The 21,487-nt window shown below is 61.1% G+C and carries 22 protein-coding genes and 2 pseudogenes; 16 read left to right on the top strand and 8 right to left on the bottom strand.

The window, feature by feature from the left end; all coding sequences use genetic code 11:
* The first annotated feature begins 61 nt into the window (after positions 1–61).
* Positions 62–409, top strand: a complete 348-nt coding sequence (locus tag AC25BC_RS12290; RefSeq protein ID WP_012757920.1) for a CAP-Gly domain-containing protein — start codon at positions 62–64, stop codon at positions 407–409.
* Positions 410–426: 17 nt separating this feature from the next.
* Here the strand turns inward: AC25BC_RS12290 and AC25BC_RS12285 are convergent, their stop codons facing one another.
* Complete coding sequence (locus AC25BC_RS12285) at positions 427–1,224, bottom strand: class I SAM-dependent methyltransferase (RefSeq protein WP_012757919.1); 798 nt, start codon at positions 1,222–1,224, stop codon at positions 427–429.
* A 262-nt stretch (positions 1,225–1,486) separates the two neighbouring features.
* Here AC25BC_RS12285 and AC25BC_RS12280 point away from each other — a divergent pair, with 262 nt between their 5' ends.
* Positions 1,487–1,882: an Ohr family peroxiredoxin gene (locus AC25BC_RS12280; protein ID WP_012757918.1), complete on the top strand. Its 396-nt coding sequence runs from the start codon at positions 1,487–1,489 to the stop codon at positions 1,880–1,882.
* A gap of 117 nt (positions 1,883–1,999) precedes the next feature.
* Positions 2,000–3,061, top strand: a complete 1,062-nt coding sequence (locus AC25BC_RS12275) for a DUF3095 family protein (RefSeq protein WP_012757917.1) — start codon at positions 2,000–2,002, stop codon at positions 3,059–3,061.
* Positions 3,062–3,102: 41 nt separating this feature from the next.
* Here the strand turns inward: AC25BC_RS12275 and AC25BC_RS12270 are convergent, their stop codons facing one another.
* Complete coding sequence (locus tag AC25BC_RS12270) at positions 3,103–3,519, bottom strand: NUDIX domain-containing protein (protein ID WP_012757916.1); 417 nt, start codon at positions 3,517–3,519, stop codon at positions 3,103–3,105.
* A gap of 231 nt (positions 3,520–3,750) precedes the next feature.
* On the opposite strand from AC25BC_RS12270, the gene AC25BC_RS12265 reads away from it, so the two are divergent.
* Positions 3,751–5,052: an epoxide hydrolase family protein gene (locus AC25BC_RS12265; protein ID WP_487778519.1), complete on the top strand. Its 1,302-nt coding sequence runs from the start codon at positions 3,751–3,753 to the stop codon at positions 5,050–5,052.
* A gap of 32 nt (positions 5,053–5,084) precedes the next feature.
* Here the strand turns inward: AC25BC_RS12265 and AC25BC_RS12260 are convergent, their stop codons facing one another.
* Both AC25BC_RS12260 and AC25BC_RS12255 read right to left on the bottom strand, forming a co-directional pair.
* Complete coding sequence (locus tag AC25BC_RS12260; RefSeq protein WP_018074510.1) at positions 5,085–5,558, bottom strand: MarR family winged helix-turn-helix transcriptional regulator; 474 nt, start codon at positions 5,556–5,558, stop codon at positions 5,085–5,087.
* A 151-nt stretch (positions 5,559–5,709) separates the two neighbouring features.
* The gene (locus AC25BC_RS12255; RefSeq protein ID WP_128438444.1) at positions 5,710–6,765 is read right to left on the bottom strand and encodes a GlxA family transcriptional regulator; all 1,056 of its coding nucleotides are present in this window, start codon (positions 6,763–6,765) and stop codon (positions 5,710–5,712) included.
* Between the two features lie 162 nt (positions 6,766–6,927).
* On the opposite strand from AC25BC_RS12255, the pseudogene AC25BC_RS12250 reads away from it, so the two are divergent.
* From AC25BC_RS12250 to AC25BC_RS12225, 6 genes and pseudogenes are all read left to right on the top strand, one after another.
* Positions 6,928–7,807: pseudogene (locus tag AC25BC_RS12250) on the top strand (ABC transporter substrate-binding protein).
* A gap of 183 nt (positions 7,808–7,990) precedes the next feature.
* On the top strand, positions 7,991–8,743 hold the full coding sequence (locus AC25BC_RS12245) for an amino acid ABC transporter ATP-binding protein (protein WP_029870632.1): 753 nt from the start codon (positions 7,991–7,993) through the stop codon (positions 8,741–8,743).
* Positions 8,744–8,750: 7 nt separating this feature from the next.
* Complete coding sequence (locus tag AC25BC_RS12240; RefSeq protein ID WP_017994424.1) at positions 8,751–9,410, top strand: amino acid ABC transporter permease; 660 nt, start codon at positions 8,751–8,753, stop codon at positions 9,408–9,410.
* Positions 9,407–10,069, top strand: a complete 663-nt coding sequence (locus tag AC25BC_RS12235; protein WP_012757909.1) for an amino acid ABC transporter permease — start codon at positions 9,407–9,409, stop codon at positions 10,067–10,069. Before AC25BC_RS12240 ends, AC25BC_RS12235 begins: the two co-directional genes overlap by 4 nt.
* Before the next feature lie 23 nt (positions 10,070–10,092).
* Positions 10,093–11,322: an Atu1372/SO_1960 family protein gene (locus tag AC25BC_RS12230; protein ID WP_012757908.1), complete on the top strand. Its 1,230-nt coding sequence runs from the start codon at positions 10,093–10,095 to the stop codon at positions 11,320–11,322.
* 1 nt (position 11,323) lies between these two features.
* The gene (locus tag AC25BC_RS12225) at positions 11,324–12,538 is read left to right on the top strand and encodes an FAD-dependent oxidoreductase (RefSeq protein ID WP_128438391.1); all 1,215 of its coding nucleotides are present in this window, start codon (positions 11,324–11,326) and stop codon (positions 12,536–12,538) included.
* A 190-nt stretch (positions 12,539–12,728) separates the two neighbouring features.
* On the opposite strand, the gene AC25BC_RS12220 is transcribed toward AC25BC_RS12225, so the two are convergent.
* Entirely contained in the window at positions 12,729–13,499 is a 771-nt protein-coding gene (locus tag AC25BC_RS12220; protein ID WP_012757906.1) for a siderophore-interacting protein, read from the bottom strand.
* Positions 13,500–13,761: 262 nt separating this feature from the next.
* Between AC25BC_RS12220 and AC25BC_RS12215 the strand changes: the two genes are divergently transcribed.
* Both AC25BC_RS12215 and AC25BC_RS12210 read left to right on the top strand, forming a co-directional pair.
* Positions 13,762–14,373: an O-methyltransferase gene (locus tag AC25BC_RS12215; protein ID WP_012757905.1), complete on the top strand. Its 612-nt coding sequence runs from the start codon at positions 13,762–13,764 to the stop codon at positions 14,371–14,373.
* Positions 14,374–14,493: 120 nt separating this feature from the next.
* Entirely contained in the window at positions 14,494–14,889 is a 396-nt protein-coding gene (locus tag AC25BC_RS12210; protein ID WP_003540671.1) for a hypothetical protein, read from the top strand.
* 5 nt (positions 14,890–14,894) lie between these two features.
* Here AC25BC_RS12210 and AC25BC_RS12205 read toward each other — a convergent pair whose 3' ends face one another.
* Positions 14,895–15,587, bottom strand: a complete 693-nt coding sequence (locus tag AC25BC_RS12205) for a GntR family transcriptional regulator (protein ID WP_012757904.1) — start codon at positions 15,585–15,587, stop codon at positions 14,895–14,897.
* A 371-nt stretch (positions 15,588–15,958) separates the two neighbouring features.
* Between AC25BC_RS12205 and AC25BC_RS12200 the strand changes: the two genes are divergently transcribed.
* Complete coding sequence (locus AC25BC_RS12200) at positions 15,959–16,741, top strand: alpha/beta fold hydrolase (RefSeq protein WP_012757903.1); 783 nt, start codon at positions 15,959–15,961, stop codon at positions 16,739–16,741.
* A 39-nt stretch (positions 16,742–16,780) separates the two neighbouring features.
* Here the strand turns inward: AC25BC_RS12200 and AC25BC_RS12195 are convergent.
* Positions 16,781–18,287: pseudogene (locus tag AC25BC_RS12195) on the bottom strand (epoxide hydrolase family protein).
* A gap of 42 nt (positions 18,288–18,329) precedes the next feature.
* On the bottom strand, positions 18,330–19,001 hold the full coding sequence (locus AC25BC_RS12190; protein WP_012757901.1) for a TetR/AcrR family transcriptional regulator: 672 nt from the start codon (positions 18,999–19,001) through the stop codon (positions 18,330–18,332).
* Between the two features lie 93 nt (positions 19,002–19,094).
* Here AC25BC_RS12190 and AC25BC_RS12185 point away from each other — a divergent pair, with 93 nt between their 5' ends.
* The 3 genes from AC25BC_RS12185 (at position 19,095) to AC25BC_RS12175 (ending at position 21,482) form a co-directional block, all read left to right on the top strand.
* Entirely contained in the window at positions 19,095–19,715 is a 621-nt protein-coding gene (locus AC25BC_RS12185; protein ID WP_012757900.1) for an NAD(P)H-dependent oxidoreductase, read from the top strand.
* Between the two features lie 82 nt (positions 19,716–19,797).
* Entirely contained in the window at positions 19,798–20,757 is a 960-nt protein-coding gene (locus tag AC25BC_RS12180) for an acetylxylan esterase (RefSeq protein WP_012757899.1), read from the top strand.
* Positions 20,754–21,482 carry an esterase family protein gene (locus tag AC25BC_RS12175; protein ID WP_012757898.1) on the top strand — a complete coding sequence of 243 codons (729 nt, stop codon included), beginning with the start codon at positions 20,754–20,756 and terminating at the stop codon, positions 21,480–21,482. The genes AC25BC_RS12180 and AC25BC_RS12175 overlap by 4 nt, the downstream gene beginning before the upstream one ends.
* The last annotated feature ends 5 nt before the right edge of the window (positions 21,483–21,487 follow it).

Raw genomic sequence — 21,487 nt, 5'->3', positions numbered from 1 at the left:
TCCCCGCCGCAGGGCACGCTATAGATCGGCCAAGCGGATTGCCGTTTCGAGAGTTTGATCCATGAGCTATGATTTCCATGTCGGCCAGAAGGTCGTCTGCATCAACGATACCTTCAAGCATGTCAGCATCGACCAACTGATCCGCAAGGGCGAGATCTATACGATCCGCTGGGTGGGCGAATATACGCATTATATCGACGGCACCTTCATCGGGGTGAAGCTCGCGGAGATCAACCGCGGCAATGATGACGGGCCGGAAGGTTATGGCGCGGCCGACATGCCTTATCGCGCGACGCGGTTCCGGCCGCTGGTGAAAGACAAGATCTCGTCACTGCGCAAGCTGTTGGCGCCGACGCCCGATGCGCCGGTCGAACCGAAGGAAAAAATCAGGAAGAAAGAGAAGGTCTGACCGCCCCAAGACACCGATCAGGCCGTCTTTCTGCTCAGGAACAGCGCAGTCTCTTTGCTGACCTCAAGCATGCCGTTGCGTTGGCTGAAGGCATCGGCAACGGCTTGACGGAACCTGGTGAGCTGGAGCTCGCTGGCGCCGTCGCCGGGCGGATAGGAGGTGAGCGCCAGGAAGACATCCTCGGGCTCAGTGATCCGCAGGCTCGCCGGATGCTGCGACATGGTCACGTTTCCAAACTGCGACCGCATCGATCGTTCGGCAGCGTCATATCCAAAGGCTTCGGCAGCCGGGTCGGATGGAGCGCTGCCGAATACGGTCGTCAGCGCGTAGATCTCGCGCATATTGCCGGCGCCGTTGGTTGTGACCGCGAGCAAGCCGCCCGGCCTCAGCACTCTTGACATATCCGCGATGCCTGCGGCCGGGTCGGGCAGATGATAGAGCATATGCATCGCGACCACGGCATCGAAAGCGTCATCTTCAAAGGGGAGCGCGGCTGCGTCGGCCTGGCAGCCCCGGACGGAGCCGAATGGCAGGGTGCTGCAACGCGCCACCGCCTCGTCGACCATGCCTTGCGAAAGGTCGGCGAGCGTCAGGTCAAGATTCTCCGGCAGCAGACCTGCCGTGGCTGCCCAGAACCAGGCCGGTCCGCAGCCGACGTCGAGGACACGATCGCCTGGCTTCAGGGACAGTTGCGCCGCAACCCATGGAAACCAGGCCGTCTCGGCGATGGTGTATTGGCTATGCAGTCGAGCCCGCGCGGCGAGCTTCCTGCTGTCGCCATACTGTCCCGCATTGTCTGCTGTTATGGAGGACATGGCATCTCTCTGGGCTTCTTCACGGGCGCCGCGAGCTTGTTTGCAGAAACTATAGAGAGCTCTGCCCCCGGACAAGACCTGACTTTGTGGGGGCGAGCCGAGCTGCCGTTGAGGGATTGCCTTGGCGCGACGAGACTGGCTGTGAAAAATAAATCGTATCCGATTAAATCGGAATGGTGTTGACATCAGTTTTAGCGAAGCGTATTAGAGCGCATACGATTTAATCGGACACGTACAAAACTAAAACCGAAAGGATATCACCATGACCGAGAAGCTTCTTTTTACCGGCAAAACCCACATCTCCGGCGGTCGCAATGGCTCCGCACGCAGCAGCGACGGCACGATCGACATCAAACTGCCGCAACCGCATCCGACTGCCGAAAACCTGTTCGGCATCGCCTGGTCTGCCTGCTATATCGGCGCCATCGAGTTTGCCGCTTCGCAGCGGAAGATCACGCTGCCTGATGGTCCAGAGGTCGATGCGGAGATCGATCTCAACGTCGATAATGGCTCCTTCTTCCTCAGGGCGCGCCTCAATGTCAGCCTGCCCGGCATCGATCGCGACGTTGCGCAGGAATTGATCGACGCAGCCCATGGCATCTGCCCCTATTCCAAGGCGACACACGGCAATATCGACGTCGAGACTACGCTTGTCTGAGCGGGGAAGGGCGGACCTCACCGCCAGAGGATTTCATGCGGAGGGCCTGCCGATCGGCCGGCAGACCCCTTCTTGAGGTAGCAGGCACCGGAACCTTGCCGATCTGGAGAACATGCCATGATCAATAGCCACGCCCAGCCACACCAGGCCTATGACGAGTTTTCGCTCGTACTCGACCCAGCCGTCTATGAGCCGCTGCCCGAGGATTGGCTGATCGGCATCACCGACGTCGTCAGCTCGACGCTGGCGATCAAGTCGGGACGCTATGAAGATGTCAACTTCGCAGGCGCATCTGTTATCGCCGCTCTCGGTAATGCCTGGGGTTCGTTCGATTTCCCCTTCGTGTTTCGTGGAGACGGGGCGGCATTCGCCTTGCCGCCGCACGGCATCATGGCCGCGACCTCGGCGTTGCGGCAGGTCGCGAGCTTTGCAAGAAGCGATCTCGATCTCACCCTTCGTATCGGGTTGCTCACGGTGCGCGAAATCCGCAATAGTGGGCGCGACGTAAGAGTTGCGCGCTATGCGGCTTCGGAAAACGCGACCTATGCGATGTTTGCAGGGGGAGGGCTCAAATGGGCGGAGCAGCAGATCAAGAGCGGCAGGTATCTGGTCAGGCCGGGCCGCTACGCGACGAAGCCCGATCTGACCGGACTGAGCTGCGACTGGACGCCATTCCCGAGCCAGCAGGGCGAGATCCTGTCGCTGCTGGTCGAGCCGGATGACGATACGAGCCCGGAGGTCTTTGCGGCGCTGGCGAAGCGTGTACTTGCCGTCTTCGATGCGCCGTCGCACCGGTCTCATCCGGTTCCCGTAGATATGGCTATCCCCAGGGATATTGCCATGCCCAAAGGCAGCGGGAAGCGCGTCGATGCGAAACGCTGGTCGGAGGTCGCCTCCCATTCGGATTTCCGCAAATTCGATGACGGTTTGCGCCTGACGCTGGACTGCACGCGCGAACAGATCGACAGGGTCGAAACCATGCTTCTTCTGGCAAGGGCGCGCGGCGAGATCAATTTCGGACTGCACCGCCAGTCGCATGCGCTGATGACCTGCCTCGTGCCATCAGGCAGCCCGGATTCGCATCTGCATTTCCTCGACGGAATGGGCGGCGGTTATGCCAAGGCGGCCGAGATGATGGAGGCCGGTGCGCTTGGCGACGTCCTGCATCATGCTCGCTGAAGACCCGTCCAGCCGGAGAGACGTCGTGGCCGCCTATCAACCTAAGCGGGCGTGCCTGTTTCCCGCATGGCCAGATTTGCCAGCATTTCAGTGAGCTGAGGCAACGCCAATTCGGTTTCTTTTTCTATCTCGGCGGCGGTGAACCATCTGAGCTCGGTGTGTTCATCACCGACAAGTCGCGGCCGGCCGTGCCATTTATCGACGTGATAAACATGGAAGGTGACGGATGCTTCGGGCGGGTCTTCCGATACGAACCGTCCTAGAAACTGCCAGAGCTCCGACGTCACGCCTATTTCTTCCATCAATTCCCGGCACATTGCCGTCTCGGCGTCTTCGCCCTCTTCGATATGGCCGCCCGGGAGGCTCCAGCGATCCGGGTGCACTTTGCGCTCGGAACTGCGCCTGGCCAGAAGAACGGTTCCATTCTGGCTCAAGACGCCCATCGCGATGTCGGGCATGCATTCTCCTCTCCTCATCGATCTCGCGCCGATGCTGCCCGGAGCTACGGTTCTTTGCAATGACCGGTGTCCATCAAGCCCCTCGACTCATAGTCTGACCGTATAGGTTGACCCCCGACGTTGCCCAGGAGCATAGTCCCCGGACAGACGCGAATGACCTGCTGATGCGAACGAGGTCGGTCAGTCGATCTTCGTCCGTTTCCGAACAGATCAAACGGAGAGGAGAGCGTCATGCCACCCACATCCCTATCAACGCCCACGCGGCGCGAACTGCTTGCGGCCACGGCCGCCGCCGGAGCCATGAGTATGCTTGCCGGGACGCGTAGCGCTCAGGCAAACGGCGACGGGGTTAGCCCCTTCAGCGTCAATTTCCCCGAGGATCAGCTTGACGATCTGCGCCGGCGCGTCGCGACCACCCGTTGGCCTGACAAGGAAACCGTCGCGGACGATACCCAGGGCGTGCAGCTCGCAACGATCCAGAAACTCGCGAAGCATTGGGCGACGGATTACGACTGGCGCAAGATGGAGGCGCGGCTCAATGCGCTGCCGCAGTTCATCACCGAGATCGACGGGCTGGATATCCACTTCATTCACGTGCGCTCCCAGCATAAAAATGCGCTGCCGTTGATCGTCACACATGGATGGCCTGGCTCGATCATCGAGCAGTTGAAGATCATCGAACCGCTCACCGATCCGACAGCGCATGGCGGGAGCGAAGAGGACGCATTTGACGTGGTGATCCCGTCTTTGCCGGGCTACGGCTTTTCCGGGAAACCGACGGGGTCGGGGAACTGGAACCCGCCGCGCATCGCCCACGCCTGGGTGACGCTGATGCAACGTCTCGGCTACACGAAGTTCGTGGCGCAGGGTGGCGACTGGGGCAACGCGGTCACCGAATTGATGGCGGTGCAGGAGCCGCCGGGATTGCTCGGCATCCATACGAACATGGCGGCCACGGTTCCGGCTGACATCGCCAAGGCTCTTGCCGCCGGCGGCATGCCGCCCGCCGACCTGTCGCCGGACGAAAGGCGCGCCTTCGATCAGCTCGACGATTTCTACAAGAACGGACTGGGCTATGCGATCGAGATGAACAACCGGCCGCAGACCCTCTACGGGATCGTCAACTCGCCGGTCGGGCTTGCGTCGTGGATGCTCGATCACGACATCCGCAGTTACCGGATGATCGCCCGCGTTTTCGACGGAGAGCCCGAGGGGTTGACGAAGGACGATATCCTCGACAACGTCACGCTCTACTGGCTGACGAACACCGCAATCTCCTCGGCACGCCTCTATTGGGACAACGCGCACCATCCGTCGGGCGGGTTCTTCGACCCCCGGGGCATCAAGATCCCGGTGGCGGTCAGTGCTTTTCCGGATGAGATCTACCAGGCGCCGCAGAGCTGGGCGGAGAAGGCCTATCCGAAGCTCATCCACTACAACCGGCTGCCGAAGGGCGGTCACTTCGCCGCCTGGGAACAGCCGATGGCTTTCACTGCCGAGCTCAGGACTGCGTTCCGGCCGCTGCGGCAGTAGACTCAGGCGGGATCAGGCGACTGAGGCCGCGATCACGATTTCTCCGGTTCGCCCTGAGTTGACCGCAGCAGGTTGTCGCGCAGCGTCGTCACCGATTTCTGCACGACGGGAAAGTCGTCGCCGAGGCCGATGGCGCCAAGCAGCGCGTTGCCGGGATCGGTTTCAACGAGTTGGCGTCCTGCCGGCGTCAGGCTGACCCGCACCTGCCGTTCGTCGGCAGGATCGCGGTGACGGGTGATAAAACCATTCGACTCCAGCTTCTTGAGGATGGGCGTCAGCGTGTTGGATTCGAGGAACATCTTTTCCCCCAACACCCCGACGGTCTGGTCGTCCTCTTCGGAGAGAGCCACCATGGCGATGTATTGGGTATAGGTCAGGCCAAGCTCGTCCAGGATCGGCTTATAGGCGCGGCCGAAGGCGAGATTTGCCGAATAGACCGCGAAGCACAGGAAATTCGAAAGTTTCCTGCCTTCCTTGCCCGCTGGCGGGGAGGCGGGCGCAGGCATATCCGGCCCCTTAGCTGCTTTAGATGTCGGCATCGGTCCATCCTGTCCAAGCTTTCTGACGATGACATCTATATATATATCGCATCCGATTAAATCGCAATAGTGTCGAAGTCGGTTTTCGATCCTGCCGTTTGTGGTGACTCGACAAAGATCAGCGGAAACTCCTGGGAGGCTTCCCATACTTCTTGCGAAAAGCGGTCGCGAAATGGGCGGAGTCGGAGAATCCGATTTCAAAGGCGATCGCCGTCATGGGCAGTGTGCTGTTTTCGACTAGAAACCGGCCATAGCGCAATCTCGTCTCGACGATAAAACGCTTCGGGGTCATGCCGATATTGTCCTGGAACAGACGCGCGAACTGGCGTGGTGACAGGCCGACCAGAGAGGCCACCTGTTCCGGTGAGACGTCGCGGCCTTTCCGACTCTCGATGAGAACAACGGCTCGCTGTATGCGCGAATCTTCTGTGCGGCGAAATGTTGTGGCGCGGCCGTGATCGAAGGCGCTCATGTGCTTCTGCTCCGAGAGCGAAAGCTGGTGCACGGCCTTGGCCGCCCGATCCGGCCCGCAATGCGTGCGGATGAGCTCCGTCATCAGCGACAGGATCGATACGCCGCCAGGCACGGTAATGCGGCCGTTTTCGATCAGGAAGTCATCGCGCGTGGAGAAGGCAAGGCGCGGGAAGGCAATTCGGAAATCCTCCGCGTGAAAGGGATGAACGCACGCCTTGCGTCCGGCGAGCAGTCCCTCCTGCGCCAATACGAAGGCGCCCGTACACACACCAATGAGCGGGACACCTGCCGATGCCGCCACCCTGAGATAGTCGCGATGCTTGCTAGGTGCGGCGCGCAGATGTGGCAGGAGGCCGCCGATAACGACGACGTAGTCGAAGTCGGTCGGGTTAATGTAGGGCGCATCGGCGTGAACCCGGATGCCGCAGCTGGCGACCGCTGCATGGCCGGGAGCCCCCATGATCGACCAGCGACAATGCAATGGACGGGAATTGTCGGCAAAGTCCGCCGCATGCCTGAGAGGCTCGACGATACCCGTCAGCGACATCATCGGGAAAGTCGGCCAGAGGAGAATGCCGACAGAGAGATCGGCCTTTCGGTCGCGTGCGAGCAGAAGCCGCTCGGCCCAAAGATCGTCGAGCCAGCGCACATAGTCCGGCTCGTTGGCAGATATTTCGGAAGGTTCCTCGGATGTGATCATGGCGTGTGGCGATGATAGAGTCATCATGTCCTTTTTTCAAAGAAAATGTCCGATTTATAAAATTCAGCCGCAGCCTTCAGTGTCAAGTTTCCTCTCGTCGAACACGACTTCCGGGGACAGAAACCACCGGACCGGGGAACCAACAAATCAAGGATCAGAACAATGGCACTTTCTCTTTCGAGAAGGATGGTGACGTGCGCTCTGCTGGCAGGCAGCTTCATGTCCCTTTCATCTATCGCCAATGCTTTCGAACTTGCCGAGCAGGGCAAGCTGACGGTTGCCTTCACCGGCGACATGCCCGGCTCCGGCTGGCAGGACGGGAAGCTGGTAGGCTATGACGGTGAAATCATGCAACGCATTGCCGAGAAGCTCGGCCTCAAGATTTCAGCCTGCCCTCATGGAATGGTCGGGTACGATCGCCTCCGTTCAGTCGGGCCGCGTCGACGTCATGCTCGGCACCATGGGCTGGACCGAAAAACGCACGAAGATCATGACGCTGTCCGAGCCGATCCACTACTTCAAGAACGGCATCATGCAATCGACGAAGACGAGCTGGGACAAGCTTTCTGATCTGGAAGGCAAGAAGATCGGCACGATCACCGGCTTTTCGTTCGTCCCTGAACTGAAGAGCATCAAAGATCTCCAGCTTTCGCTCTACGACACTTCCGATGCGGCCGTGCGCGATCTTATCGCCGGGCGCATCGACGCTGTCATCGGCGATCCGCCGGTGATCTCCTACGCCATCAAGCAGAACCCCGATTGGAATATGCACTTCCTCGCCTTCACCGATAACAGTCCGGATTTTCCGCTGCTGACCGGTCTCGGCCAGGTCGTTTATGGCCTCAACCAGAAGAACGACGATCTGCGCCAGAAGATGGACGCCATCATCGCCGACATGTGGAAGACTTGCGAGATGAAGGAAATCGGCGCCCGCTACGGATTGTCGTCGGATGTCTGGTTCAAGCCTGCGGGTCAAAACTTCCGCGCCGGTGTCGATCGCCCCGCAGATTACAAGCTGCCGTCCTGCGCAGCTGGCGGCTGAACGGCCGTGTGGACGGAAGCAGCAGTCGGCAGCTTTCGTCCACCCTCTTCGCCTACTGCATAATTCCTTAAATCGGAATCGATTTCAGGAGAAAATTATGCAGCAATTCAAAGTGCTACAGCGTCCTTGGCGCGTCTGAAAAGACGCGCGGCGCTGTAGATATAATCGCATAAGGAAACGGCGATGAATGCGCTTCTGAGCGTTGCAGGCCTGCGCAAGAGCTATGGTCCTATCGAAGTTCTCAAAGGTATCGATTTCGACGTCGCGCCAGGTGAGAAGATTGCCCTGATCGGCCCTTCCGGCTCCGGGAAATCCACCTGTCTGCGCTGCATGAATTTTCTGGAAAAGCCCAGTGCTGGCGAGATCCGCCTCGATGGCGAGCGGATCGGTACGCGCAATGGCCGTATCATGAGCGACCGGCAACTTGCACCGCAGCGCGCCGAGATGGGCATGGTCTTCCAGCTCTTCAATCTCTGGCCGCATCTGTCGGTGACGGAAAACGTGGCGATCGCGGCGCGCAAGGTGCGCGGTCTGCCTGCCGCCGAGGCACGCGAACTGGCTTTGGAGATGCTGGCCAAAGTCCATATGACGCACCGCGCCGAAGCCTCACCACTCGAGCTGTCCGGCGGCCAGCAACAGCGCGTCGCGATTGCGCGGGCGCTTGCCCAGAAGCCAAAGCTCATGCTGTTCGACGAGCCGACATCGGCACTCGATCCCGAACTGGTCCAGGAGGTTCTGAAAGTGATGGAGGAGCTGGCAGACGAAGGGCGCACGATGCTGATCGTCACGCACGAGATCGCGTTTGCACGCGAGATTGCCGACCGCGTTCTGTTTCTCGACGGCGGCACGATCGTGGAATCCGGCCCGGCACGCCAGGTCATAACCGCTCCTCGGGAAGCGCGCACGCAAGCGTTTCTCAACAAGATCCGGCACTAGGCGTGTCATGATTGGATTTTCCGTATTCTTCTCGGTCGTCCAGGGGCTCGTCGCCGGGCTTGGCGTAACCGTTTTCGTCACGATCGCCTCGCTCGTGTTCGCAGCCGCTTTCGGGTTCCTTCTCGCTCTGCTCAGGCAATTTGCCGGGATCAGGTTCATCAATCTCGCGATCGATGCCTGCTGCGAGATTCTCTGCAATGTGCCGGCCTTGACGCATCTGTTTATCCTCTACTTCGGGCTTGCCAGCCTCGGCGTGAAATTGACGTCGATCACGGCGGCCATCCTGGGCCTCGGGCTCATCGGGGCGGCGATCACCTGCGCAATCTTTCGCGCCGGTTTCGCCGCGCTGCCTGGCGGGCAGGCGGAGGCGGCGCTTGCTGCAGGGCTGACCCCACTCCAGACCATCTTTGAGATCCTGACGCCGCAGGCCATGCGGATAGCGCTTCCGGGGCTCGGAAACTACGCGGTGCAGCTTCTCAAGGATACATCCGTCGTCTCGGCCATTGCGGCGCCGGAAATCATGTTCTTCGCCCGTTCAATGGTGACGTCGTCCTTCCAGACAACAATGATCTATGCGACGGCGGCGGCACTCTACCTGTTGCTGAGCCTGCCATTGATGCAGGCAACGCAGTTCCTCGAAAGACGTTACGGGAGATTGAAAGGATGAGTGCTTTCCTGGCGCCCTATGGCGATTATGGTGCCGAATGGCTGCCTCTGCTGCTGCGGGCGATGGTGAATACGGCCCTGCTTTCCGTTTGTGCGTTTGCCCTGGCATTCGTTTTCGGCCTGCTGCTTTCGCTCTGCCAGAAATCCAGTTTCGCAGCGCTGCGGTATTTTGCGGCTCTCTATGTGACGATCGTGCGTGGCGTGCCGCTGCTGGCGGTTCTGTTTCTGATTTATTTCGGCTTGCCGGGTGTCGGGATTGTCCTTGATGCTTTCGGCGCGGCGATTGCGGGCCTGGCGTTGTGTTTCGCGGCCCAGGTCGCAGAGCTTTTCCGCGCCGGCCTGAAGGCTATACCGGCCGGGCAGAGCGAAGCCGCGTTGGCCGCGGGCTTTACCCCGGCCCAGAGCTTCGTCCTGATAATCCTGCCGCAGGTCGCCCGTGTCATTCTGGCGCCGATGATCATCACCTTCGTCTCGCTGCTCAAGGATTCTTCTCTCGCTTCGCTGATTACCGTCAACGAACTGGTCCTCACCGGGCGGTCCATGGCGACCGAGTATTTCCTGCCCTTGCAAATCTACATTGCCGTCGGCCTCTGCTATTTCGCGATAGCCTGGCCTTTCTCGGTCCTCTCGCGCCGGCTAGCCCTTTCGGCCGCCCGCTAACTCGTCATCACAAGGCCAAGACCATGACCATTGAAACGACCGTTGCCACGGGCAACGCACGTCGGCATGCAACGCAATCGCATGAACCTCGCTGGCCGGTGATCCTCATGACACCCGACGTTAGCGAGGCGCCCGATGCGCCGACCGAAACGGAGTATGTGGTGCGTGCCAACTATGCGGACGCCATAGCCGAGGCCGGGGGAATTCCGTTGATCCTACCTTATAACACCCGGAACCTGGCATCTGCGTTGGCGCTCGCCGATGGCATCGTCCTCACCGGTGCGCGGCCGGGGACTGAGGTGACAGGCGCGCGCAGACAGTTCGAAACTCAGCTGGTCGAGCAGGCCTTGAAAACGGGCAAGCCGCTTCTCGGCATATGCCACGGGATGCAACTGATCGGCGAATGCCTTGGAGGCGAATTTCAAACCGAGCTGCCGGCCGCGGCCGTATCCCACATCCCGCAAGATATCCCCGACGTTTTGGCGCACGAGATCATCGTCGAGGAAGGCAGCGTGCTGACCGATTGGGTGGGGAAGGGGCCGGCACGCGTCAACAGCCTGCACCGGCATGCTTTGGCCGGCCGAGGACGCTTCCGTGTCGCCGCGCGGGCGCCGGACGGAACCATCGAAGCATTCGAAGGGGACACGGACGGCTTTTGCCTGGGCATCCAGTGGCACCCCGAATACCGGCTGAGCGAACTCGACAGGAATATCATGAGGGCCTTCGTCGACCGCAGCGCAGAAGCAGCAGTCCGCAAGGCACACGATGCTTCATCGGCTGGAAGCAATCGCGTACGCGAACGGCTGGCACAGCTCGAGCTTGCTCTGCCGGAAGCATCCTCGCCGCCAGGCGCATTTTCCGGGGCTGTGCGGACCGGCAGCATCATCACCGTTTCCGGTCAGGTGCCGCTGAAGGATGGTGTGGTGCTGCGGACGGGACATCTCGGAGCATCCGTCTCCATCGAAGAGGGGCGAGAATGCGCGCGCTGGGCGCTTCTCAATGCGCTTGCGCAGCTGGAAGGGGCTGCGGGCGGCTTTGACAACATCCTGGGCTTCGTCCGGCTCGCGGGCTATGTCGCGGCGGATGCTGCTTTCGAGCGCCACGGCGCCGTCATCGATGGGGCTTCCGAATTGCTCCGAGAGCTCTTCCCGGATCGATGGGCGCATGCCCGCATCGCAATCGGCGTAACATCCCTGCCGCGCGGGGTTCCTGTTGAAGTCGAGTTGACGGCCGTCGTCGGCGACGAGGCTTGAGATGGCGCGCGTTGCGGTGATCGGCGCCGGCGTCATCGGCGTATCGTCGGCCTATCTTCTGGCCCGGGCGGGGCATGATGTGACACTTATCGATGCGGCAAGCGAGCCCGGCATGGGGGCGAGTGCCGGCAACGCCGCGCAGCTGTCCTGGGCCTACGGTGACGCAATGGCATCACCAGCCCTGCTGAAGCATCTGCCAGCCATTGCGATGGGCCGCGATCCAGCCTTCCGGATCCACTGGCAACTCGATCGGGACTTTCTCTGCTGGGGGCTGAAATTCCTTGCCAATACACCGTTCAGGCGTTGGTGGAACAATACAGAGGAGATCCTGCGCCTTGCCGAGCAATCCCGTCACGATCTCGCAATCCTGCTTAAGGAAACCGATATCGAATTCGACTATCGTGTCGCCGGAAAACTGCACCTCTATGCCGATCGGCAAAGTTTTTCTGCCGCCGATTCCAGTGTCGCGCGCAAGAATGCCCTCGGCTTCGAACAGCGCCTGCTGACGCGAGTGGAGGCGGAAAACATCGAGCCTGCGCTCGCCGCGTATCAGGGAGAGATTGCCGGGGCCGTTTACACTCCCGGTGATGCCCTCGGCGATGCGGCCGGATTTTGCCGCCAGCTGACCGCCTGGATGATCGAGCGCCGGCAGGTGTCGGTGCTTTTCGGCAGGAGGGTCTCGAGCTTCGTCCAAGCGGGAGGCGTGCTGACGGGGCTGAGGTTCGAAGACCGCGATGAGCTTCACGTCGATGCAGCCATCGTCGCCGCAGGACCGCAGATCCGTTCCCTCATATCCGATTTGCCCGAGGCCCGAGACATACGCCCCATCAGAGGCTACTCGCTCACCGTTCCAAGAACTGGCCTTGCACCAAGTATCAGCCTGACAGACGTCAAGCGAAAGCTTGCCTTTGCAGCCATCGGCGACCGTTTTCGTGCCGCCGGACTGGCAGATATCGAGCGTTCTGGGGCCGGTTTTGATGCCGGACGTTTCGAGACGCTGAGGCTGGCCGCGTCTGTTGTGCTGCCCGACCTTTTCGAGCGTTCGGACGAACTGATGAGATGGTCGGGCGAGAGGCCGATGACGCCGACCTCCAAACCCATTATCGCCGCCTCCCGACACATCAAAGGTCTCTACATCAATGCCGGTCACGGCATGCTGGGTTGGACGCTTGCATTGGGCTCTGCCCGCCGCGTGGTCGATCTCCTCTTTCAATAAGTCGGTGGCTGGCGCCCGGTGCCTACAGTTGCTGACGCTCTTCCACCTGCCGCAGCGTTCCGGCAGAGGCTGCCGAGACTTCGCTCAATTCATACCTCTTCACATCCATCTGATCGTTCCGGATCATAAAATCCGGAACGAAGGGAGTCAGAGCTCATCACCAAATGGAATCCGGAATGCGAGGTTGGTCCTAGCCGAATTTCTCGGTCGTATCGGCCTTGCCGAAGACCCAGTAGCCGGAAGCCTTGATCCAGCCGAGCGGGCAACCTCGTTCCAGCAGGTAGGCGCGGATATCGCGTGTCACCGAGGCTTCCGCCGCGACCCAGATGAAGGTCTCCGGCTGGACATCGACCGTACTCAACAGTTTCAGCAGTGCTGCGGCATCGGTTGCCTGCGAAAGCGGCCGGTGCACCCAGTGGAGGTGCAGCTCGGCTGATGTCTCGAAGGTCTGCTCTTCCAACGGGCCGGTGACGGCTGCGATTGTGGTGACGACGGTTCCGGCGCCGATTTCCTCGATCCGGCGGCCGATCGCCGGCAGTGCTGTTTCGTCGCCGATCAGCAGCCATCGTTTTACGGTCTTCGAGACTACGGCGGAGCCTCTTGGTCCGCCGATCTCGAGCCTGTCGCCCGGGTTGGCGTCGATCGCCCATTTCGTCACCGGACCTGCCTCATGCAAGGCAAAGTCGATAGTCAATCTCCGCTCGGCATTGTCATAGCGGCGCGGCGTGTAGTCACGGCGCTCTTCTCCACCATCGGCAGTGGGAATGAAGATCTTGATGTGGTCGTCAGCACCGAGACTGATGAAATCGGCGAGATCGTCACCTGCCAATACGACCCGGCGCATGCTCGGAGTGATATCGACGACGCTTTCGACTGTCAGTAAGCGCCGCCGCGTGTCGTGGCGAATCCGCTCGATGCCAGGGGTCGATGAAGCTTGATCTTTGAATTGATTGCTATCCATGTGTCCTTCCGGGGCTTCTGAAGCTCGATCCGCAGGACACAGTCGCGCAGATCGAAGCCGCAAAGCCGTTCGATCATACGCGTTGAGTGACGTTAACGCTTACGTGGCCGGGTGACCCGACCATTGACGGCATGATGTAGCCGACGGCGGCGGCATGTGCAACCGCAAGGGAGCTAGCAATGGCGATGATTGCCAAAGTTTAACTTTCCGGTGCCGTTCCGGTTGGGCAATGATCGGCCGATCAGCGGTTATGGAGAAGACAATGGACAGCAGAATCCAGGACGTGCTCGACATCTATCACGCGATGATCGAGACGGAGCATAACAGCCCGCGCGAGCTGCCTCCGGGCGGCCGCGATGGAGGACAGGATCAGCGGTTGCGCGCGGTCGGGCCCGCGACCGGGCAGTTCATCAATATCCTCGCCAAGAGCCTCAAGAGCCCGACCATTCTCGAACTCGGCACCTCCTTCGGTTATTCCGGGATATGGCTGGCGGAAGCCGCGCGCGCTTCCGGCGGGCGGCTGATCACCATGGAAATGCACGACTACAAGTCTGGCTACGCACGAGACATGGCCGTCAAGGCAGGGCTCGCCGAGCATGTGGAATTCAAGGTCGGCGATGCCGTCCAGATGATCGGCGCGCTTTCCTCCGGCATCGACTTCGTGCTGGTGGATCTGTGGAAGGATCTCTACGTTCCCTGCCTCGAAGCCTTCTACCCCAAGCTCAATCCAGGCGCGATCATTGTCGCCGACAACATGCTGCGCCCGGGAGGCGATGATCTCAAACGCTATGGTGAGGCTGTCCGTGCCAAGCCCGGGATATCAAGCGTGCTGCTGCCGGTCGGCAGCGGGCTTGAGGTCAGTCGGTTCGATTGAGGCTGACGTGAGATTAGCGGCCATTTTGTTTTTAGTTGCAGCAAAAAAGATGACACGTTTGAAGCTAATTTCCGACACTTTCCCGATCAAAGCTCCGCCATCGCGAGCTTTGGAGATGTGATGTCGGGCATTCTTATCGCCACCCTGTTGGCAACGGTTTCAGCAAAGATTCCTGCCGGATTTTCCAGCGGTGACCTGCTTTATTCTGATTGCGGCGGCTCCCGGCAGTTTGTCGTCGGATATGTCGCGGGTTGGTTGGACAAGTGGAACCGGGACGAGTATTTGGCCCGCCGTATTTTCACTGAAGTCGTTCCTGCGCCGAAAGCAATGGTGAACTCGGCGTATTTTGCCAACTCCGTTGGGGTAAACGTCTGTGTGCCGGTTGGAACGACCGCGGAAGCAATCGGCAATACGTTGTGTACATTCCTGGAAGAGAATCCCGGCATTCGCGAGGCCACCGGCGACGAGCTGATGACGACGTTGATCGCCTATAAATACCGCTGCCCCGTGCCGTAGGAACGTCAAACTCCCCCCGGCTTGTTGGTTTCGATGAAACGGCTGAGCGAGGTGGCGGCGTTCAGCATGTGGGCGCGCATGCGCCGGGATGCCATCTCGCCGTCGCCTTCGGCGATCGCCTGCATGATTGCCTCGTGTTCGTCCCGGGATCGGCGGAGCCGTTCGCCCTGGCGCAGCTGCGTGCGCCGAAAGGCATTCAGGCGGTTGCGCACGGCGATCGCCTGTTCGGCAAGGAAGCTATTGTGGGTGGCGTGATAGATGGCTTCATGGAATTGGCGGTTGAAGCTGTCATAGGCATCGAAATCGCCGGTCTCGACGATCGACTCTGAGAGGTCGTGCAGTTCGATCAGATGGCTGCGTTCCAGCGGTGTCATGCGGTAGGTGGCGAGCCTGACGCAAATGGCCTCGATCTCGGCCACCGTCTCGAACATCTCCATGATGCGCTCCGGTGTCATACGGGCAACGACGCCGCCGCGCCGGGCGCGAAGCTCGACGAGGCCGCCCGCCGCCAGCTGACGCAGCGCTTCGCGAACCGGCGTGCGGGAGGCGCCGAAGCGATCGGCAAGCTGCTGTTCGTCCAACGCTGCGCCCGCCGCCAGCGTGCCGGTGGCGATCTCGTCCGTCAGGGCGTTGCGAATGCGGTCGGAGAGCAACCCGCGATCATCGCCGTCATCCTCGGTTTCGAAACCACTCGCCATTTCCGTTATCTCCGATCTGTTTCAGCATCGACGGCTCGATCGATTGTGTATGCAAATGCGATTGACGTGCCGCTAGGCGTATACACTGATAGCATCACGAAGGTGTTACGTATTCAATAATTGACTTTATATCAGATGGGAATACATAAATCTCCAGCAAGCAGGCTTCTGCATACACGAAGCCGCTTCCAATACCGATTTGAATACGACGGGAACCGCAACGCGACGAAGGCCAGCGCATCGCGCCGGGCAAAGCGAACTGTTCCGACACGGCATCACAGACCAACCGATTTTGACTTGGCTTCGGTTCTTCGGTCCCGAGCCGACATGCTTTCGATCCTTCAATTCCTGGACGCACAAGGAACCAGATCATGATGATGAACAGACGGACTTTCTCGGCTGCCCTTGTTGCCGGCGCCGCCGCTTCTCTGCTTGCCACCCGCGGCATGGCCGCGACACCCTCTGCCGTTAAGGCGCGCAACGTCGTGCTGGCGCACGGGCTGTTTGCCGACGGCTCGTGCTGGACCGAGGTGATCGCCCGCCTGCAGGCGGCCGGGCTCAACGCCACGGCGGTGCAGAACCCGCTGACGACGTTGCCCGAGGCCGTCGCTGCCGTGAAGCGGGTGCTCGACCGACAGGATGGCCCGACGGTTCTGGTCGGGCATTCGTTTTCCGGCATGATGGTCACCGAGGCCGGCGTGCACCCTGACGTTTCGGCGCTCGTCTATGTCGCGGCGCGGGCGCCGGATGCAGGTGAGGATTATACCGCTCTCGCCAAAACCTTCCCGACGCCGCCGGCGTCCGCCGGCATCGTCTTCGACGCCGACGAAGGTCGGCTGGGCGAGGAAGCATTCCTGCGTGATTTTGCCGGCGACCTGCCGGAGGCGAAGGCCAAAGTGCTTTATGCCGTGCAGCAGCCATTTCAAAAGGCGCTGCTGACCGGCAAGACGACACAGGCTGCCTGGCGTTCGAAGCCGAGCTGGTATGCCGTTTCGACCGAGGATCGGACGATAAATCCCGATCTCGAACGCTTCATGGCCAAGCGCATGGGGGCGAAGACCATTGAAATCCAGGCCAGCCATCTGTCGTTGATCTCCCACCCGGACGAGATCACAAAGCTGATCCTCACGGCGGCGGGGCAGAATACGGACTGATGCCGAGGCCGGAAAGCGGCAGGGCCGTTCGCCGGCTGGTCACCGGCGCAGCGGCCTGAACGCTGCTCGAAGCTCGGCGGAGAAGAGCTCGGGCTGCTCCCAGGCGGCGAAGTGGCCGCCCTTGTCGACCTTGTGGAAATAGATAAGGTTGCGATAGGCGCGACGGGCCCATGTCTCCGGGGCCTGATAGCTCTCCCCAGGAAAGACGGTGATGGCGACCGGAAGCGCGATCTTGGAGGTCTTCTCCCCGGCCGCAAGGACGGGACTGCGCCCGCCGCCATATTCCCAGTAGATCCGGGCCGAGGAAGCGGCGCTGTTGGTCAACCAGTAAAGCGTGATGTCGTCGAGCACCTCGTCGGGAGACTTTTCGGGATCGCTGCTGTCGTAGGTCCAGTGCGTGAAGCCTGGATGACCGAGCGTCCATGCCGCAAGGCCGGCCGGGGAATCCGATATGGCGTAGCCGATCGTCTGCGGTCTCGTGCCCATCATCGTGGCATAGGACCTGTTCCCCATCTTGGCTGCGGCGCTGAGGGCATCGAACGCCGCGCGTTCCTCGGTGGAGAGTCGCTGCGGCGCTGGCCCGCCAGCGGCGAGCACCGCGGCAACTTCGGGCGGCACGACAGCCGGCAGGTTGATGTGGATGCCGAGCAGACCTTGTGGCGCGAGCCGTGCCATCGCGCCGGAGACCGGCGAGCCCCAGTCGCCGCCCTGGGCGACGTAGCTGCTGTAAGCGAGGCGCTTCATCAGTTCTGCCCAGGCCCGCGCGATGCGGTCCCCAACCGGTGCCGGTCGGCTTGCCGGAGAAGCCGTAGCCCGGCATCGACGGAATGACCACGTCGAACGCATCTTCGGCGCGTCCGCCATGAGCGGTCGGATCGGTGAGCGGGCCGATGATCTTGAGGTTCTCGAATACCGATCCCGGCCAGCCATGGGTGATGATGACGGGCAGGGCATTCGGATGTTTCGAGTGGACGTGAATGAAGTGGATGTCTAGGCCGTCGATCTCGGTGATGAATTGCGGCAGCGCGTTCAGCTTCGCTTCCGCCTTTCGCCAGTCGTAGCCGGTGCCCCAATAATCGACGAGCGGCTTGATCTTTTCGAGCTGTATGCCCTGCGTCTGGTCGTCGACCGTCTCGCGTTCGGGCCAGCGTGTTGCCAGCACGCGCCGGCGAAGGTCGAGGAGGTCCGCCTCGGGAGTGTCGACGCGAAACGGGCGGATCGCATCTCCCGTGGCAGCCGATGCCGGATAGGACGGAAACAGGCTGGTCGCGCCCACGGCGGCGATCCCGATCGCCGCGGTGGTCAGGAACCTGCGCCGGTCGCGGTTCGGGGATTCCGAGCCGGCACTTGTGAGCATTTTGAAGAGCATGGTCATGGCATTGTCCTTTGAAGCAGACGCCTTGGGCAAGACTTCGATGAGTTCGGCCGTCGTCAGAATAGCATGGGCGTAGGTCGGGCCGTTCGGCTTGTGCGCAGCATGCATCATTAGGTGCGAGAAGGCGGCCGTCGCGTCGCTCGCCAGGGTCGCGAAATAACCGAGTTCCATGACGAAGCGGGCGGTGGATTCGATACAGGTATCCCCGCCGGATCATCTCGATGCGAGGCCGGCCGTATTGCGCAGGTGATCGGGATGCGTGCCGCCGCCCATACTTCTCGCCACCATCGCGACGATGGTTTCGAAGAGTTCGTTCTTTGCCTCGACGGCGGTGATGTCGCCCGACGCGGCGGCATAAGAGAGGGCTTCGGCGGCGCCGAGCATGGCCCAGAGGCCGGCTGCGGCGATCGTGCCGGCACCGGTAAAGGGCGAAAGCGCGATGCGGCATTTCTCGATGAAGGCCGCTTCGTATTCGCGCTTGATCCTTTCGAGTTCCGGCGAGCCGGCAAGTGCTGCGATCACACCGGGGATTTCGCGGCCCTGAAGAAGCACGCAGTCGACATAGGAGGTGGCGATGACTGTGGCCCGGTCGGCGAGCGACGGCTGGCTTGCCGCAAGGGCTGCGTCCATCACAGCCGTCTGGCGGGCGTCGAATTCGCGGTAGAGCGCTGCGAGCAGGCCGGGGCGGGTTTCGAAATGATCATAGACCACGGGTTTCGTTACGCCCGCCAGCTCTGAAAGCCGGCCGAGGGTCAGCGCTTCCGTTCCTTCGTCACGGACGATCTGCCAAGCGACGTCGAGCAACTGGCGATGCCGATCCTGCCGCGACAGGCGGCGGCGCGGTTGCGGATTGGTCGGCTGACCTGTTGTTTCGGCGCTTGACATCGCTATATACCAAAAGTAACTTACTGAAAGTAGCTTACCAAAGGTATACAGCCCGCGACTTCCGTCCGCAATCATTCAACGGGAGTTTTCTGCATGCACGCGCTCATCGTCGTCGCGCATCCCGATCCCCGGTCGCTTACCCATGGCGTTGCTGCGCATCTCGCCGAGGGCATCACTCTTTCCGATGCCGGCCATTCCTTCGAGATCGCCGATCTTGCGGCCGAGGCCTTCGATCCTCGCTTCAGTGCTGCCGATATCGCCCTGCATCTCAGGGAAGGGGTGTTGCCCGCCGATGTTGCCGCCGAGCAGGCAAGAATCGATCGCGCCGATGCGCTGGTGCTCGTCTATCCCGTCTATTGGTGGTCGATGCCGGGGCTGCTCAAGGGATGGATCGACCGGGTCTTCACCAATGGCTGGGCTTACGACTACGGCGCGGATGCTAGGCTGGTGAAGCGGCTTGGCCGACTGCCGGTGCATCTGGTCGGCCTCGGCGGCGCTGATGTCAGGACCTATGCGCGGCACGGTTATTTCGGCGCGATGAAGACGCAAATCGATCATGGGATCTTCGACTATTGCGGCGCCCGGGTCGTGACATCAGAGGTGCTGTTCGAAGCCGGACCGGACCATGCGACCGCTCATCTGGAGGCTGCGCGTGCCGTTGGCCGCAGGCTCTTCGTCACATCCGGGCGATACGAGGCGACTGACGCCGCGTAAAGGTGTCCGAGTGTCGGTAAGGTTTATCGGCTGGCTAAGGCAGAGTCTTGCGCCGCCGGCCTTTTCACGAGACAAGCCTTGGATGACTATTCCGACGACACATCCCTTCGCCTTCGATCCAACCTACGGCATGAAGCTTGACGAGCTTCTTGCGGTCGAGCCGCCCGAAGCCCCTGAGGGTTTCGATGTGTTCTGGAAGGCGCGTTATCTCGAGGCGCTGACGGTCGATCCGCAGCCGGTGCTTTCCCGCAGCCGGATCACCCATCCCGACTGGCATGTGCTCGACCTCGTCTATCTCTCGACCGGCGAGTTCCGGATCGGCGGCTGGCTGCTCCTGCCGCGGGAAGGGCAGGTGCGGCGCGGCCTCGTCGTCGGGCACGGTTACGGCGGGCGGGATGGTCCTGATTTCGATCTACCGGTCAGGGAAACGGCGCTCATATTTCCCTGCTGCCGCGGGCTGTCGCTCAGCGCCCATCCGCCGATCTCCGAGAACCCGTCCTGGCATGTGCTGCACGACATCGACACACCGGAGGCCTATATCATCGGCGGCTGCGTCGAGGATATCTGGCTCGCTGTTTCGACGCTTACGGCACTTTATCCCTGGCTTTCAGGGTATATCGGCTATAGCGGCATCAGCTTTGGCGGCGGTGTCGGAGCAATGGCGATCGCCTACGACGAGCGCATCGATCGCGGCCATCTGGCGCTGCCGAGTTTCGGGCATCAGCCGCTGCGGCTGATGCTGCCGAGCGTCGGCAGTGCGGAATCGGTGCAGGAATATCAGGCTGAACATGGAAACGTGCTGGAAACGCTGCGCTTCTACGATGCGGCGACCGCCGCCAGCCGGATCAAGGTGCCGATGTTGACGGCCGTCGCCCTTTTCGATCCTGCCGTCGCGCCACCCTGCCAGTTCGCTGTCGCGAATGCGATACCAAAATTTAATGAAATCTTCATCCTGGATGCGGGGCATTTCGACTATCCTGGCAGCGCTGAGCAAGAGGCGGTTCTCCGCGACAAGGTGAGACAGTTTTTCAGGGTGCCATGAACCGCGAATATCTGCGCTGGTATAGTCAGCGGCTGCATCGAGACATGGAGATGCTGGTGTTCGGCCATGCCGGCGCCAAGGTGCTGGTCTTTCCGACGCGAGACGGGCGTTTCTTCGAATATGAACAGCTCGGCCTGGTCGCGAGTCTCGCCGACAAGCTGGAAGCTGGCCATCTCCAGCTCTATTGCATCGAGGGCCTGGCGGCAGAGACCTTCTATGGCTTTCACCGTCACCCCGCCGAGCGCATCCGCCGGCATGGTGCCCTTGAGGATTACATTCTCAACGAGGTGCTGCCGCTGATGGCGACGAAAAATCCACATGACTGCACCATCGTGCATGGCTGCAGCCTCGGGGCCTTCCAGGCGGCGAGCCTGTTCTTTCGCCATCCGCATCTCTTTCGCAAGCTCGTCGCCTTTTCCGGCCGTTACGACCTGACGACGAAGGTGGAATCCTTCGGCGACCTGTTCGACGGCTATTACGATGACAGCGTCTATTTCCACACGCCGGCGCATTTTCTTCCAGGGCTCGGCAGCGACTGGCGGCTCGACAGGCTGCGTGAGCGCGACATCGTTCTCACCATCGGCGACGCCGACCCTTTCCTCGGCAACAACCGCTATCTCAGCCGGCTGCTCGGCGAAAAGAATATCGGCCATCAGCTGTATGTCTGGGACGGACGCGCCCACCGCGCCGGCGCCTGGCGAAAGATGGCAGCGCTTTACCTCTGACACCC

This window comes from Rhizobium sp. WSM409, from assembly GCF_057653825.1.
The sequence above is the reverse complement of the archived record's forward strand: the minus strand, read 5'-3'. Positions and strand labels throughout refer to the sequence as shown.